Origin of the sequence: Duffyella sp. Ts4 (assembly GCF_051851875.1) — a bacterium.
GTDB lineage: Bacteria > Pseudomonadota > Gammaproteobacteria > Enterobacterales > Enterobacteriaceae > Duffyella > Duffyella gerundensis.
On the sequence record NZ_JBLYPN010000038.1, the window covers coordinates 1 to 438 of the forward strand.

Sequence of the window (438 nt, forward strand, 5' to 3'; positions counted from 1 at the left end):
GCAGGCTGGCTGTTTAAAAGCCAGGTCAAAGGCCATTTCGTTCTGCCTTGCAGGCGGCCTGTTTAAAGGCCAGGTCAAAGGCCATTTCGTTCTGCCTGAAGGCAGCCCGAGCAGGGCCGGCAGTCGCCCCGGCCCTGCACCCGCGCTATCCGGCAAACACAACCGCCCACTTCGTGGGTGCCCTCAGCAAAAGCGTTTTCCTGACGGACCGGACGCGATTCGCTCCCGGCTCAGCGCGCCCTCTCGCCGCATCCCTGCGGCTCATCCTGGAAAACGCTTTTCCCTCGGCGTTTGTGATGCCTCTAAAGGTCAAAACCCAGGTCAAAATCGAAAAGATAAAAGATGAAATTCTAAATAAAACTTCAAATTCTGAATAAAACCTCAAATTCTAAATAAAACCCAAAACCCAAAACCCAAAACCCAAAACCCAAAACCCAA

General features: G+C 52.7%; 1 protein-coding gene. It reads left to right on the plus strand.

What is annotated here, in order from left to right; translation table 11 throughout:
- Nucleotides 1-346, plus strand: a 346-nt coding sequence (locus ACJY2L_RS20720; RefSeq protein ID WP_439351312.1) for a hypothetical protein, incomplete at its 5' end; no start/stop codon positions are given.
- Nucleotides 347-438: the final 92 nt, after the last annotated feature.